A 15,313-nucleotide genomic window follows, 5' to 3' on the forward strand; every position below is an offset into this window, starting at 1 on the left:
GATACGAGTCTTGCCGCCGCCCGCTCGCCGGTCTTGGAGGAAAGCGACACCGCCCATGACCGATTTCGACGACGACCTGTACCGCCCGCGCCGAGTGCCGCCGCCCGAGACCGCGAAGGGCATTCTGCGCCCGCGCGAACAGGTCCGGACGAGCAATCACGCACGGCTGGCCGCCGGAGAACAGGTCAGCCGCTACGTCGAGTGGTATTGGGCGGTGCGATGGGATCGTCGCGGGATGCCGCCCTACCTGGCCGAGGTGCTGCCGTATCCCGCCGTGAACATGACCTTCGAGCGTGCGCACGACCGTACCGGCGGGTTCGTGACCGGCGTCTGGACCACGAAGTACGTGCGCGAATTGGCCGGGGAGGGTGAGACTTTCGGCGTGAAGTTCCGCGCCGGGGGCTTCGGCGCGTTCACCGGCCTCGACGTCGGATCCCTGCGCGACGCATCCGTTCCGCTAACCGACATCCTGCCGGAGGCGGAGGGCCTGGCCGACAAGATCCTGGCCGCCGCCGACCTCGAGGAGCGCCGAGCGCTGGTCGAGGAATTCCTCGTCGATGCCGCCGCTCACCGAGCCGTCGCCGACGACACGTCCTACCGCCTGCTGCTGCACATCATCGACACCATGGCCGAGAACCGCGCCCTGACCCGCGTCGACCAGGTCACCGAACTGTTCGACATTCCGATTCGCACCCTGCAAAGACTGTTCCGCCGCTATGTCGGCGCGGGCCCGAAGTGGGTGCTGCGCCGCTACCGCCTGCAGGACGGCGCGCACCTGCTGGCCGAGGGGCGTACCTCCGACCTGGCGGCCCTCGCCCTCGAACTCGGCTACTTCGACCAGGCCCACTTCTCCCGCGAGTTCGCCGAGGAGATCGGGGTGGCCCCGCTGGAATACGCCCGAACCTCGCTAATCTCCTGAGATCCGGACCCCGGGAATAACTAGCCTCCTGATGAAGTTGGTTGCCGTGTCACCCAATGGCAATGATCAAGAGAAGGAGCGGGCCATGGATGTGCTGGTATTGATCGGACGGGTACTGTTCTCCGCGCTCTTCCTCGCCTCGGCGCTGGGCCACCTGACCCAGACCGGCGCGATGGCTCAGTATGCCCAGTTCAAGGGCATTCCGTCGCCGAAGCTGGGGGTGCTGAGCTCCGGCGTGCTGATCCTGGTCGGCGGCCTGAGTGTCCTGCTCGGCGTCTGGGCCGACCTCGGCGCGCTGCTGCTGTTCATCTTCCTGCTGCCGACCGCCTTCCTCCGCGAGTGACACCCGCCGTCGTGGACCGCCGCCGTGCTGTAGTGGGCACCGCTTGTGCCGCTGCGGGCAACTCGTGCCGTCGTGGGTACACCTGCCGTCGTGGCCGACCGCTGTGCGATTGAGGACATCGTCGCGCCGCTTCGGGTGACACCTGCCGTCGCGGGTAATTCTGCGGTGGTGTCATGGGCGGACCGTGCTGTCGGGCGGGCTTGTCCCAGAAGGGGGTTCGGGGGCTTTGCCCCCGTTTTCTTCTTTCCTCTGTGGGGGTGTGGGCGCAGCCCCCACTCAGCCCAGGCGGTGCAGGACCGGCGGGAGGTCTGCCGTGTGAGCCACGGTGAGGCGCTGGGTGGCTCGGGTGAGCGCGACGTATAGGTCGTTGAGGCCGCGGGGGGATTCGGCGAGGATTTGGTGGGGCTCGACGAGGATTACCGCGTCGAATTCGAGGCCCTTGACGTCGTGGACGGTGAGGACTCGGGTCGAATCGTCGGTCAGGTGGGCCAGCTTGGCGGCCAGGTCGTGGGGGGCGATGACGGCGGTGGTGCCGGGGTGTTCGGATTCCGTGGAGACCAGGCGGGTGATCTCGGCCTCGAGGGTGTCGACCGGGACGCGATGGGCACGGGGTGCGAAGCCCGAATCGCGGACAGAACGAGGGATGGCCGCGCCCGGGTCGATGTCGGCCAGGACGTCGGCGGCGATGGCCATGATCTCCGCGGGGGTGCGGTAGTTGACCGTGAGCTCGGTGAGCTTCCAGCGTTTGGCGACATAGGGTTCGAGGACCTGCTGCCAGGAGGACGCTCCGGCCGGATCGCCGGTTTGGGCGACGTCGCCGACGGCGGTGATCCAGCGGTTGGGGATGCGGCGCATCACCATGCGCCAGGCCATTTCGGAGAGTTCCTGGGCCTCGTCGACAATGACGTGGCCGTAGGTCCAGGTGCGGTCGCCCGCGGCGCGTTCGGCGGTGGTCTGGCTGGTGCGGACCTGCTGGCGTTCGGCGAGCTGACCGGCGTCGATGAGGTCGTAGGCCATGAGCAGTTCCGGGTCGAGGTCGTCCTCGAGGTCCTGCGGCGCGGAGCCGGTGAGGATGTCGAGCGCGTCCTGGGCCTCGGCCAGCTGGGCGCGCCAGCGGCGGCGGGCGCGTTCGCGCTCCTCGGTGTCGTCGACGCCGAGCAGTTCGGCCAGCTCGTCGAGCAGGGGCGCGTCGGCGTCGCTGAACTCGTTGCTGTCGGGGCGTTGCAGTTCGGCGCGATCGGCCTCGCCGAGATGGCCTGCGGCGGTGGCCAATCGCTTGGGGTCGGCCCACAGGCCGCCGAGCACGTCCTGCGGCGTGAGAATGGGCCACAGTCCGGCGATGGCGCGCTGGATATCGGCGTCGGCGCGCATCTCATCGCGGATCTCGGTGAGATCGGTCTGGCTCAACAGGTTCCGGCCGCCCAGCGGATTGGCGCCGATGGCCTCGGCCAGCTGATCGGTGAGCGCGTCCACCACGGCCGCGGCGAAGACGGGCCGGGCCAGATTGTGCGGGCGGCGCGAGGACCGCGCCCGGCCGCGAGCCTTGGTGACGATCTTGCGATCCAGGGTGAGATCGTGCCCGTCGAAGTGCAGCCGCACCGGCTCCCTGGGGATCTCCTGCCAGTCGCGCACCGCCTTCTTCAGCACGTCGAGCATGTCGAGGGAACCCTTGAGCTCCCCGGCGCGCAGCGAATCCTCCAGCGTCGCTTGCACTCCCGGATACAGATTGCCGATGGTCGAGAGCAGCACGCCGGTCTCGCCCAGCGACGGCAGCACCTGCCCGATGTAATCGAGGAAGGTCGAGTTCGGGCCGATGATGAGCACGCCCGCCTTGTCCAGCTGCTGCCGGTAGGTGTAGAGCAGGTACGCCGCGCGATGCAGCGCGACCGCGGTCTTGCCGGTGCCGGGCCCGCCCTGCACCACGAGCACGCTCTTGTGCTCGGAGCGGATGATCGCGTCCTGTTCGCTCTGAATGGTCTCGACAATGTCGTTCATGTGCCCGGTGCGCGCCGCATTGAGCGCCGCCAGCAGCGCGCTCTCACTGCCGACGCCGCTGTCGCCATTGATGACTCCGGCGCGGCGGGCCGCATCGAGATCGAGGTATTCGTCATTGAGCGCGGTCACCGTGCGATTGCGCGAGCGAATGTGCCGCCGCAACGTCACGCCGTCGGGCGCGGCGGTGGTGGCCAGGTAGAACGGCCGGGCCAGCGGCGCCCGCCAGTCCAGCAGCAGCGTCTCGTAGTCGCGCGCCTCGTCGAGAATGCCGATGCGGCCGATGTAGCGGCGCTCGCCGTCGGCCGGTCCGCTGCCGTTCTCGGAGGGCGAATCGGCGTTCTCGGCGAGGTCGATGCGCCCGAAGCACAGGCCGTGCTCGGCGGAGTCGTACTTGGCGAGGTCTTCGGAGTAGAGCTGGGTGAACGATTCGCGCTCACTGCGCGCCTGCGGGGTGCCGCCGGTTTCCAGCAGGACGGTGCGCAGGCGGCGCTGCGCGTACTCGCGCATCCCGTCGAGCTGTGTGTACAGCCGGTCCAGATGTTGCTGCTCCCGCTCCACGTCCGCCGCGGCAGCGGCCTCGGACGCGGGCACAGAACGCTCCTCTGTGAGGTCGGGCAAAGCGGAACTCCTCGTCACCACACCGGCGCGCCAGCACGGCGTGCGAACCATCGAGAACAGAGTTGTCGAGTTTAGTTCGCGTTTCCGGGCTTCGCCGTATCACCAGCTCAACGTGATGAGCCCAACTCCAGGGGCTCAGGACGCATGGGTCGAATCGCTGCGCCTTCCCAGCGTTCCGTTCTGGTGGTTGGCGGGCTTGGCGCGGTACATGGCCAGGTCGGCGTCGTGCAGTACGGCTTCCGGGGTGCGGGCATCGCCCGGGTGCAGTGGGGTGATGCCGATCGAGGCATTGACCTGGATGCGATGGCCGCGCGCGATGATCGGCTCGGCCATGGTCTGGCGCAGGCGCGCGACCAGGTCGTCCAGATCCTCGCCTAGCGTGCGGCCGGAGAGCAGGATCAGGAATTCGTCCCCGCCGATGCGCCCAACGATGTCGTCGGAGCGCAGTCCGCGCTGCAGCCGTTGGGCCACGATCTGCAGCACCGTATCGCCGATGGCATGCCCGAGCGTGTCGTTGATGGTTTTGAACCCGTCCAGGTCGATGAAGAGCACCCTGGACACCGGCAGCGTCTCGGTGGTCCCCAGCGCCGCCGCGAGCCGGGACAGCACCAGCGCCCGATTGGCCAGCCCGGTCAGCGGGTCGTGGGTGGCCTGGTATTCCAATTGCCTTCGGCTGGCCCGGAATTCGGTGATGTCGTTGAACGAGGACACTGCCGGTGAATCGGGATCGTCGGGATTGAGCAGTCGGCTCGACGCCGACAGCCAGCGCCGCTGCCCGTCCGGGCGGTCCACGCCGAATACGAAGCGCGTCACCGTCTCACCGGTCGCGAGGGTGCGAATCACCGGGTACCAGGACGGCGGCATGGGCTGGGCATTGGCATCGAGCAGGTGCAGCGGAATGTCCTCGATATGGGTCCCGATCAGATCGTCGGCGTCGTATCCGAATATGCGCCGCGCCGCCGGATTGGCCGATTCGATGCACCCGTGCCGGTCGATGACCACCACGCCCTCTTCCAGTTGTGAAACGACGGTGGTGAAGAACTGTTCGGCCCGCTGCTGCGCGGCCTCGGCCAGGCGCTGCGGGGTGAGGTCGTGCAGGACGACTTGATAGGCCAGGTGCTCGTGCCACCGGGTGAGCACCGAGACGGTCTCGACGTCCACGGTGCCCCCGCCCACCCGTAGCAAGGTCATCTCGGCCGGTTCGGAGGCTGTCCCGGCGATGGTGAGCCGCCGGATGCGTTCCAGCATGGGCGCGACCGAGGCCGGATCCACGAACTCGGTGATGGGCCGTCCGACGATCTGATCGGCGGATTCGGCATTGAGCAGTCGGACGGTGGCCGGGTTGGCGTAGACGACGGTACCGCGTTCGTGCACGACGATTCCGTCGGGGCTGTATTCCACCAGAGACCGGTACCGCTGGGCTAGTTGGTCCAGCTGTTCGGCATCGGTCGGCGCAGTTGCCCGATCGTTACCAACCACCTAAAGCACCCCCTGATCGTCGTTGTGACACGTCGCTGGAGCACGGCACCATTGTGGTATCGACAAGGTTGCTGGGACACCCTGCCGCCCGTATTGAATCAATCACAGTTCCGCACATCATCGAGCTGCGATTGGTGATCATTACAGGCACCGGCTCTGAAAGGAGCGATGCAAATGCCTGGCACCAACCCCATCCCGAATACCGCCGACCAGCATCAAGATCATATGACCATCGTCGGTATCGGCGCCGTCACCGGGTACGGCTGGGGCCGCGAGACCCTCTGGGAGGGTTTGCTGAGCGGCAAGCCCGCCGCTCGGCTCTTCCCAGGGTACGGGCCGAACCGCGATCGGCACGGTTGGGTTGCCCGCGTGCCGGAAGGTGGCGATCCCGAGATCGGGCCGAGCCGGTACGCCCGGGCCGCACAGGAATCGGTCCGCGAGGCGGTGGCCGACGCGCGGGCGCGCGGCTGGCAGCCGGGCCGCACCGTGGGTCTGCTGCACGCCATTGTGCTGGGCGATGTGTACGAATGGCGGGACTTCTATCTCGTCGACAACGGCCGCCGCCGCTCCCGCGACTACATGCGCCTGCTGCCGTCCACCCCGGTGTCGATGCTCATGCAGGAGTTCGGCTTTCACGGGCCGTCCATGAACGTGTCGGCGGCCTGCTCCTCGGCCAATGTCGCCTTGATCACCGCGCAGCTGTGGCTGGCACAGGGTTTCGCCGACGATGTGATCGTGGTGGCCACCGATCTGTCGGCCACCCCCGACATGGTGGAGCATTTCGTCGAACTCGGCGCGGCGGTGACCGATGACGAACCGCTGTCGGCCTGCCGCCCGTTCCAGGAGGGCAGCCGCGGTTTCAGCATGGGGGAGGCCTCGACCGCATTCGTGCTGAGCCGCAATGCCGAACGCCCGTACGCGGCGGTGCTGGGCGGCGCCATGTCCAACGATGCCTACCACGTGGTGTCGGTGGACCCCTCGCACGAGCAGATCTTCGAATGCGTGCGCCGCGCGCTGGCCCATGCCGATGTGCGACCGGAGGAAGTGGCCTACCTGAACGCGCACGGCTCGGGCACCGAACAGTGCGATGTCGCCGAAACCGCCCTGCTGGCCCAGCTGTTCGACGACCAGCCACTGGTCTGCGCGACGAAACCCCTGACCGGCCACTGCCAGGGCGCGGCCGCCGGTGTCGAGGTGGCTGCCATCGCCATGGGCTACGAACGCGGCGTGGTGGTTTCCGCGCCGATCGTCGCTCCCGCACACGCCCGCCTGATCGACGGCGTGGTGCCCGGCTCGGACGGCCTCACCCTCAAAACGTCGCTCGGAATGGGCGGCCACAACTCGGCGGTTGTCCTCGGCCCCGCGAACTGAGTCGTGAAGTTCGGGGGTCTCGGCCCCGTGAACTGCGTCGTGAAGTTCGGGGGGTCTCGGCCCGCCAATGAGCCTCGGGGGTTTGGGGGCGGAGCCCCCAAGAGTCCCTGGGGGTTCGCGGTCGAAGCCCCCGAGAGCCCCACGAGAGTTCAGTGGAGAGGCACGCTCCAGTGCAGTTTGGTGCCCTTCTCCTCGCCGTTGGGGTCGCGGCGCGGGTAGACGGCGAGCCTGCCGCCGGACTGCTCGGCGCGGTGGGCGAGATTGGTGAGGCCGCTGGGGGTGATGCCGTCGGGTATCCCGCAGCCATTGTCGGCCACCACGATGGTGAGATCGTCGGCGACGCCGATGTCGATGGTCACCGTATCCGCCCCGGAATGCCGCACCGCATTGCTGACCGCTTCCCGCACAACGGCTTCGGCATGATCGGCGAGCCCGGGCTCGACCACCGACAGCGGTCCGGTGATGTGCATGAGCGCGCGAATGTCGGTGTGCCCGGTCTGCTGTTTGATGGCGCGTTCGATGCGCTGCCGCAGCCGGGTGCTGTGCCCGTTGCCGCCGTGCAGGTCGAAGATGGAGGTGCGGATCTCCTCGACCACGTCCTGCAGATCATTGATGGCATCGGAAAGCCGTTGCCGCACTTCGGGAACGCGCGCCCGCGGCACCGTGCCCTGTAAGGAGAGGCCGATGGCGAACAGCCGCTGGATGACGTGGTCGTGCAGATCGCGGGCAATGCGATCGCGATCGGTGAGAATGTCGAGCTCGCGCATGCGCCGCTGCGCCACCGCCAGCTGCATGGCCAGCGCCGCCTGATCGGTGAATGCCGCGATGAGCTCCATGAGCTTGTCGGTATAGGGCGCGGATTCGCTGGAGCGCAAGGTGATCAGCACGCCGAGCGTGGAATCGGGGGTGTGCAGCGGCAGCACCATGGCCGGGCCGATGCCGTCGATCGGCTTGCCCAGATCCACCTGCCTGGCATCGTCGAAGCGCAGCGGCGTCCGGGTGAGCAGGGCCTCGCCGACGGCCGTCGCGATGGTCTTCACGGTGCCGCCGCTGCGCCCCTGCCCGGGCCCGGACCATTGCGCCACAACGAGTTCGGTGATCTCCCCGGGGAGCGATTCCGGATCGGGCACCACGGCCAGCAGCGCCCGCTGCGAACCGGTGAGTTCGCGCGCGTGCTCGACCACGTGCGCCAGCACCTGATTGGGATCGGTGTCGGCGAGGAATTCGGTGGCGATATCGCGGGTGGCCTCGATCCACGCCTGCCGGGTGCGAGCCGCCTCGTACAGCCGTGCGTTGTCGACGGCGATACCGGCCGCGGCGGCGAGCGCCTGCATGAGCACCTCGTCGTCCTCGGTGAAGGGGTGCCCGCCGGATTTCTCGGTGAGATACAGGTTTCCGAAGACCTCACCGCGAATCCGCACCGGCACGCCGAGGAAGGAGCGCATGGGCGGATGGTGTTCCGGGAAGCCCACCGAGGCGGGATGCCGGGCCAGATCGTCGAGCCGGATGGCCTCGGGCCGCACCATGAGCAGCCCGAGCACGCCGTGGCCCTCGGACAGATCGCCGATGAGCATGCGGGTCTGTTCGTCGATGCCGTGGAAGATGAATCGGGTGAGCTGCTGATCGTGCCCGCAGACGCCCAGGGCGCCGTAGCGGGCGTCGACCAGGCTGGTGGCGACGCGCACGATGGTGCGCAGCGTTTGATCCAGATCCAGTCCGGAGGTGACCGCGAGCATGGCTTCGACCAGCCCGTCGATGCGGTCGCGGGCGTCGATGATCTGCTCGACCCGGTCCTTCACCTCGGAGAGAAGTTCGCGTAATCGCAGCTGCGACAGCGTATCTCGCACCGAATAGGGGCCGGTGCGCTGGGCGTCGTGCATGGTTGTCCTGCGGTGAGACGGATGCGCACACGGCACCGGGGAGTTTACGCGCTACGAGGTTGCCGAAAGGTTGTTACGCAGAACGGGACTGGCCGGTTCGCAACTTCGAGGCCAGCACCGCCGCCTGGGTGCGGCGCTCCATCCCGAGCTTGGCCAGCAGCCGGGAGACGTAGTTCTTCACCGTCTTCTCGGCCAGGAACATGCGCTCGGCGATCTGCCGGTTGGTGAGTCCCTCGCCGAGCAGGTCGAGCAGCTTGCGCTCCTGATCGGTCAAACCGGCCAGCGGACCGTCGATTTCGGTACTTCTGCGCAGCCGGGCCATGAGCGCCGCGGCGGCGCGATTGTCGAGCAGGGACCGCCCGGCGCCGACCTCCTTGATGGCCTTGGCCAGCTCCATGCCCTTGATGTCCTTCACGACATACCCGCTGGCGCCCGCTAGAATGGCGTCCATCATGGCCTGTTCGTCGGTATACGAGGTGAGGATCAGACAGCGCAGATCGTCGAGTTCGGCCAGCAGATCCCGGCACAGCTCGATGCCGTTGCCGTCGGGTAGTCGCACATCCAGGACGGCCACATCGGGTCGCAGCGCCGGAATCCGGGCCAGGGCCTGCGCCACATCGCCCGCCTCGCCGACCACGGTGAGCTCCGGATCCTCCTCGAGCAGATCGGTCAGGCCGCGGCGGACGATCTCGTGGTAGTCGACCAGGAAGACATTGATCACGGCGGCCTCCAAGCCAGCGCGCACGGGTGGTACCAGCAACGTAACTCGCGGAACGCACCCTGCATACGGGCAAAGGTCCCTTGTTCCGCGCAGTGGGGACTTTCGGCCCTGTGCGCCGGGTGCGGGACGTGTTGCCATGGAGGCGGGTTGTCGGGTCGGAAACGGAAAGTGGGGTCTCCATGGGCGCGTTCGATGTGTGGTCGAGTGGAATCGATCCGGATTTCGTGGTGACCACCCGCGGACCCGTCCCCTCGGCGGAGGTCACCCGGGTGGTGCGCGGGCTCGGCAGAATACTGCGGCGCCACGGGGTGGAAGGGCCGGTGCGGGCGCGCCTGCACCGGCCCGATTCCGAGGATGTGACGACCCTGGTGCAGGTGGCGATCCGGGCGCAAGGGAAGGCGTACCGGGTGCAGGTCACCGGACCGGGCCGGTTCGCGGTGACCTTCGCGCTGGAGCGGCTGGATCTGCGATTGGCCTGCCCGCCCGAGGAATTGTCGCGGCCCTGGCCGGATCCGTCGCGGCCGTCGCTGGCGACGGTGGGGGAGCCGCGGCCCATCGTGCAGCGCAAGGATTTCGCCCTGGAGGTGGTGAACGCGGCGGCGGCCTCGCGCGTCCTGGATGCCATGGACTACGACGCGCATCTGTTCACCGATGCGGAGTCCGGTTCGGATGCGGTGGTGTGTAGGACCGGACCGCTCGGAGTGCGCACGGTGCGCCAGCATCGCGACGGCGTTCCGGTGCTGCGCGAGGACGAGGCGGCGGTGTGATTATGCCTGGGCGGACTGCCCTATCTGTTCTTCACCGATCCCGACTCGCGCCGCGGGCGCTTGCTGTATCGGCGCTTCGACGGCGACCTGGCCTTGGTGAAGGCGGCCGGGACCGAGGAGCGGGTGCGCGATCGCGGGTTGGCGCCGCGGGCCATCACGGCCTCCTGCGTGCGGCGGATTCCGGCCGGATCGGCACTCCCGGGTGTTCTCGAGGTGGCCGAGAAACTAGGCTGATTTGTATTCCCGAATCCGCTGTGACCAGCGTTTCAGTGTGCGTGGGCAAACTTGTCGGTGGGTCCGCCTAGCATGGCGTCGGGGGTAACTCTGGATGCCGAAACGTTGGAAGGACGGCCTGTGGCGGATCGCCTGACGGTGCGTGGTGCGCGGGAACATAATCTCAAGGGAGTCGATCTCGACCTACCCCGCGACAGTCTCATCGTGTTCACCGGTTTGTCCGGGTCCGGCAAGTCGTCACTCGCGTTCGACACCATTTTCGCCGAGGGCCAGCGGCGCTATGTGGAATCGCTGTCGGCATACGCGCGGCAATTCCTCGGGCAGATGGACAAACCGGATGTGGACTTCATCGAGGGCCTGTCCCCGGCGGTGTCCATCGACCAGAAGTCGACCAACCGGAACCCGCGCTCCACGGTCGGCACCATTACCGAGGTCTACGACTATCTGCGCCTGCTGTTCGCGCGCGCCGGAACTCCGCACTGCCCGGTCTGCGGCCATCTCATCGAGAAGCAGTCGCCGCAGCAGATCGTCGATCAGGTGCTGGCCATGGAGGAGGGCATCCGCTTCCAGGTGCTCGCGCCCGTGGTGCGCACCCGCAAGGGCGAATTCGTCGATCTCTTCGACCAGCTGAACTCCCAGGGCTACTCGCGCGTGCGGGTGGACGGCGTGGCGTATCCGCTCACCGATCCGCCCAAGCTGAAGAAGCAGGAGAAGCACGATGTCGAGGTGGTCATCGACCGCCTCGCCGTGAAGCCGAGCTCCAAACAACGCCTGACGGATTCGATCGAGACCGCGCTGCGGCTGGCCGACGGCATCGTGGTGCTGGACTTCGTGGACCGCGACGAGCACGCCCACGACCGGGAGCGCCGCTTCTCCGAGCGGCTGGCCTGCCCGAACGGGCATCCCCTCGATATCGAGGATCTGGAACCGCGGTCGTTCTCCTTCAACTCGCCCTACGGCGCCTGCCCGGACTGCACCGGTCTCGGCATTCGTAAGGAGGTCGATCCCGATCTGGTGGTGCCGGATCCGGAACTGAGCCTGGCCGAGGGCGCCATCGCGCCGTGGTCGCGCGGGCAGACCGCCGAATACTTCACCCGCCTGCTGTCCGGTCTGGCCGACGCCCTGGGCTTCTCCATGGACACCGCCTGGCAGGACCTGCCGCTCAAGGCGCGCAAGGCCGTGCTGGAGGGCAGTTCCGAACAGGTGCACGTCTCCTATACCAACCGGTACGGCCGGAAGCGCTCGTACTACGCCGATTTCGAAGGTGTCATGCCGTTCCTGCAGCGGCGCATGGACAACACCGAATCGGAGGCCATGAAGGAGCACTACGACGGGTACATGCGGGATATCCCGTGCCCGGTCTGCAATGGCGCCCGCCTGCGCCCGGAGATCCTGGCCGTCACCCTGGCCGCGGCCGACGGGCACAAGTCCATTGCCGAACTGGCCGACCTGTCCATCGGCGAGGCCGCGCGCTTCCTCAATACCCTCGATCTCGACGACCGCCAGGCGGCCATCGCGGCCCAGGTGGTCAAGGAGATTCAGGCCCGGCTGGGCTTCCTGCTCGATGTCGGCCTGGAATACCTGACGCTCTCGCGCGCCGCGGGCACCCTGTCGGGCGGTGAGGCCCAGCGTATTCGGCTCGCCACCCAGATCGGCTCCGGTCTGGTCGGCGTGCTGTACGTCCTGGACGAGCCGTCCATCGGCCTGCACCAGCGCGACAACCGCCGTCTCATCGAAACCCTCACGCGCCTCAAGAATCTCGGCAATACCCTCATTGTGGTCGAGCACGATGAGGACACCATCCACTCCTCGGACTGGGTGGTCGATATCGGCCCGCTCGCCGGTGAGCACGGTGGTCAGGTCGTCTACTCCGGCCCGTATCCGGGTCTGCTCGAGGACGAGCATTCCCTCACCGGCGCCTACCTTTCCGGTCGCCAGACCATCGAGGTGCCGCTGGTGCGCCGCCCGATCGACAAGAAGAAGCAGCTCACCGTGGTGGGCGCGATCGAGCACAATCTCAAGAACATTGACGTCCAGTTCCCGCTGGGTGTGCTGACCTCGATCACGGGCGTCTCCGGTTCCGGAAAGTCCACGCTGGTCAATGACATTCTGGCCACCGTGCTCGCCAATAAGCTCAATGGCGCGCGCCAGGTGCCCGGCCGCCACACCCGGGTCAACGGCCTCGACCATCTGGACAAGCTGGTCCAGGTCGACCAGTCGCCCATCGGCCGCACCCCGCGCTCGAATCCGGCCACCTACACCGGCGTCTTCGACAAGATCCGCACCCTGTTCGCCGCCACCACCGAGGCGAAGGTGCGCGGCTACCAGCCCGGCCGCTTCTCCTTCAATGTGAAGGGCGGCCGCTGCGAGGCCTGCTCGGGTGACGGCACCCTGAAGATCGAGATGAACTTCCTGCCCGATGTGTACGTCCCGTGCGAGGTCTGCCACGGTGCGCGCTACAACCGGGAAACCCTGGAAGTCCATTACAAGGGCAAGACCATTGCCGAAGTCCTCGATATGCCCATCGACGAGGCGGCGGAGTTCTTCGAACCGGTCACCTCCATTCACCGCTACCTCAAGACCCTGGTGGATGTCGGGCTCGGCTATGTCCGCCTGGGCCAGTCCGCCCCGACGCTGTCCGGTGGTGAGGCGCAGCGCGTGAAGCTGGCCGCCGAACTCCAGAAGCGCTCCACCGGCCGCACCGTCTACATTCTCGACGAGCCCACCACCGGCCTGCACTTCGAGGACATCCGCAAACTGCTGACCGTCATCAACGGCCTCGTCGACAAGGGCAACTCGGTCATTGTCATCGAGCACAATCTGGATGTCATCAAGACCTCGGACTGGGTCATCGACATGGGTCCCGAGGGCGGCTCCGGCGGCGGCACGGTCATTGCCCAGGGCACCCCGGAAGATGTTGCCGCGGTGACGGAAAGCTATACCGGCCAGTTCCTGAAGGAAGTCCTGGCCGCCCCCGCTCCCGCCAAGCCCAAGAAGGCGGCCGCCAAGAAGGCGCCCGCGAAGAAGGCCGCCGCGCCGAAGAATCCGGAGCAGGCCGCCGCCGCCAAGAAGGCTTCGGCCGCTCGTCGCAAGGCCGCCGCTCTGCGCTAGCGGTCCCGCCCCCCTCGAGATCCCGCGAGCGATCGCCGGACTCATTGCCTCGCAATGGGTTCGCGTGATCGCCGCGGGATCTTTCGTATGTCCGGACCGGGAATTCCGCCCGGGCCCTTGCCAGGACTCCCCGGCCCATGGGACTATTTCGTTAGTCAGAAATTAGTTTCCGCAATGCGAGAAAGTCTGGTTCATGGTCACCATCGCCGAGTTCAACGAGGTGGACAACGGGGTCATCCAACCCGACCTCCTCGCGTGCTGTGATGTGGCCACCTGGGCCGATGCGCTGCTCGCCGCCCGTCCCTACCCGGATCTGGGCGCCCTGCTCGACACCGCCGACCGGCTCGTCGAGACCTTCCCGCCCGAGTGCGTCGACCGGGCCGCCGCGGTGCAATCGCGCATGGGCGAACGCCCCGGGATCGCGACCGACGGCGTGACGGTCGCGGCCGTGGACGCGACGGATATGGCCCTGTGTGCGGCGAATCGCCACTACGAGAGGCGCTTCGGGCGGGTCTGCGTAATGTGCGCGACCGGCCTCACCGCCGCCGAGATTCTCGTCGCCATTGTGCTGCGGCTCGGCAACGACGTCGCGACCGAAACCGCGGTCGTGCGGACCGAATTGCGCAAGATCGCCCGCCTGCGTTTGCAGCAGGTGATCGTCCAGACCCCCGTCGCCGACCGAACCTCTTGTCCCTGAACGCTAGTGCCGAGGAAATCATGAAGTTCACCGCCTCCGGGGCGCCCCGGAAGTTCGATGTCAACTGTTCCATCCTCTTCACCGACCTGCCGCTGTTGGAACGCCCCGCGGCGGCCAAGGCGGCCGGATTCGACGCGGTCGAATTCTGGTGGCCCTTCGGTGACGATCCCGCACCCGCCGACAAGGAGATCGACGCCTTCGTAACCGCCATCGAGGACGCCGGGGTGCGGCTCGTCGGCCTGAATTTCATCGACCTCATTCCGGCCGGTCGCGGCCTGGTCTCCGTACCCGGGGGAGCAGTCGCGATTCCGGGACAATATCCCGGTGGCGGTCGGCATTGCCGAGCGGCTGGGCTGCACGGCGCTGAATGCGCTGTACGGCAATCGGATCGCAGGCGAGAGCCCGGAGGCGCAGGACGAGCTGGCGCTGGAGAACCTGCGGCTGGCTGCCAAGGCCGCGCAGGAGATCGATGCCGTGCTGCTGCTCGAGGCGCTGAATTCCTATGAGTCCCCGGACTACCCGATCGTTTCGAGCGCGCACGCGCTGCGCGTCATCGAGCAGATCGGGGCGCCGAACGCGCGGTTCCTGTGCGACCTCTACCACCTGGCCCGCATGGGCGAGGACCTGGTGCACGTGATCGACACCTTCGGTCCCCATATCGGCCACGTACAGATCGCCGATTCACCGGGCCGCGGGCGGCCGGGCAGCGGCGAGCTCGATTTCGAAGCCCTGTTCGCGGCACTGGATGCCGTCGGCTACGACGGCTACATCGGCCTGGAATACAAAGACCCAGAACTGGATTGGGAGTGGATCAAGTGAGCAAGATCGGTTTCGTCGGCCTCGGCATCATGGGCGGCCCCATGGCGGGTCACCTGGTCAAGGCCGGTCACGAGGTCACCGGCTTCGACCTCAACACCCCGAACCTGGAGAAGCTGAAGGCCGCCGGTGGTTCGACCGCGGGCAGTGCGGCGGAAGCGGTGCGCGACAAGGACATCGTGATCACCATGCTGCCGCAGGACGAGCATGTGGAGGCCGTCTTCGCCGACGTGCTGGAGCATGCGGCCCCCGGCACCCTGTACATCGATTTCTCCACCATCACCCCGAAGACCGCGCGGTGGACCGCCACCGAGGGCGCGAAGAAGAACCTGCGGGTCCTCGACGCCCCGGTCTCCGGTGGT

General features: G+C 67.4%; 12 protein-coding genes and 1 pseudogene. 9 read left to right on the forward strand and 4 right to left on the reverse strand.

Going from position 1 to position 15,313, the window contains the following annotated elements:
• Positions 1-55 precede the first annotated feature (55 nt).
• On the forward strand, positions 56-919 hold the full coding sequence (locus NC4_RS32375; RefSeq protein WP_067546157.1) for an AraC family transcriptional regulator: 864 nt from the start codon (positions 56-58) through the stop codon (positions 917-919).
• A gap of 31 nt (positions 920-950) precedes the next feature.
• Positions 951-1,262, forward strand: a complete 312-nt coding sequence (locus tag NC4_RS32380) for a DoxX family protein (RefSeq protein WP_245722085.1) — start codon at positions 951-953, stop codon at positions 1,260-1,262.
• A 276-nt stretch (positions 1,263-1,538) separates the two neighbouring features.
• Here NC4_RS32380 and NC4_RS32385 read toward each other — a convergent pair whose 3' ends face one another.
• Together NC4_RS32385 and NC4_RS32390 are read right to left on the reverse strand one after the other, a co-directional pair.
• Positions 1,539-3,764 carry a HelD family protein gene (locus tag NC4_RS32385; protein WP_439957576.1) on the reverse strand — a complete coding sequence of 742 codons (2,226 nt, stop codon included), beginning with the start codon at positions 3,762-3,764 and terminating at the stop codon, positions 1,539-1,541.
• 246 nt (positions 3,765-4,010) lie between these two features.
• Positions 4,011-5,354 (reverse strand): diguanylate cyclase domain-containing protein, encoded by a 1,344-nt coding sequence (locus tag NC4_RS32390; protein ID WP_067546161.1) that lies wholly within the window; start codon positions 5,352-5,354, stop codon positions 4,011-4,013.
• 174 nt (positions 5,355-5,528) lie between these two features.
• Here NC4_RS32390 and NC4_RS32395 point away from each other — a divergent pair, with 174 nt between their 5' ends.
• Complete coding sequence (locus NC4_RS32395) at positions 5,529-6,725, forward strand: beta-ketoacyl synthase N-terminal-like domain-containing protein (protein WP_245722086.1); 1,197 nt, start codon at positions 5,529-5,531, stop codon at positions 6,723-6,725.
• A 149-nt stretch (positions 6,726-6,874) separates the two neighbouring features.
• Here the strand turns inward: NC4_RS32395 and NC4_RS32400 are convergent, their stop codons facing one another.
• On the reverse strand, positions 6,875-8,605 hold the full coding sequence (locus tag NC4_RS32400; RefSeq protein ID WP_067546164.1) for a sensor histidine kinase: 1,731 nt from the start codon (positions 8,603-8,605) through the stop codon (positions 6,875-6,877).
• Positions 8,606-8,678: 73 nt separating this feature from the next.
• Entirely contained in the window at positions 8,679-9,326 is a 648-nt protein-coding gene (locus NC4_RS32405; protein WP_067546207.1) for a response regulator, read from the reverse strand.
• A 179-nt stretch (positions 9,327-9,505) separates the two neighbouring features.
• On the opposite strand from NC4_RS32405, the gene NC4_RS32410 reads away from it, so the two are divergent.
• From NC4_RS32410 to NC4_RS32430, 6 genes and pseudogenes are all read left to right on the forward strand, one after another.
• The gene (locus NC4_RS32410) at positions 9,506-10,093 is read left to right on the forward strand and encodes a sigma 54 modulation/S30EA ribosomal C-terminal domain-containing protein (RefSeq protein WP_067546167.1); all 588 of its coding nucleotides are present in this window, start codon (positions 9,506-9,508) and stop codon (positions 10,091-10,093) included.
• Positions 10,094-10,153: 60 nt separating this feature from the next.
• Entirely contained in the window at positions 10,154-10,327 is a 174-nt protein-coding gene (locus NC4_RS41375) for a hypothetical protein (protein WP_174566911.1), read from the forward strand.
• Between the two features lie 120 nt (positions 10,328-10,447).
• Positions 10,448-13,438 (forward strand): excinuclease ABC subunit UvrA, encoded by a 2,991-nt coding sequence (gene uvrA, locus NC4_RS32415; RefSeq protein ID WP_067546170.1) that lies wholly within the window; start codon positions 10,448-10,450, stop codon positions 13,436-13,438.
• 193 nt (positions 13,439-13,631) lie between these two features.
• Positions 13,632-14,135: a 2-oxo-4-hydroxy-4-carboxy-5-ureidoimidazoline decarboxylase gene (locus NC4_RS32420; protein WP_067546173.1), complete on the forward strand. Its 504-nt coding sequence runs from the start codon at positions 13,632-13,634 to the stop codon at positions 14,133-14,135.
• Between the two features lie 20 nt (positions 14,136-14,155).
• Positions 14,156-14,954: pseudogene (locus NC4_RS32425) on the forward strand (hydroxypyruvate isomerase family protein).
• Positions 14,951-15,313: NAD(P)-dependent oxidoreductase (locus NC4_RS32430; RefSeq protein ID WP_169814911.1), on the forward strand; the 363-nt coding region annotated here is incomplete at its 3' end. The pseudogene NC4_RS32425 and the gene NC4_RS32430, both read left to right, overlap by 4 nt.

Source organism: Nocardia crassostreae (genome assembly GCF_001613405.1).
Classification (GTDB): domain Bacteria; phylum Actinomycetota; class Actinomycetes; order Mycobacteriales; family Mycobacteriaceae; genus Nocardia; species Nocardia crassostreae.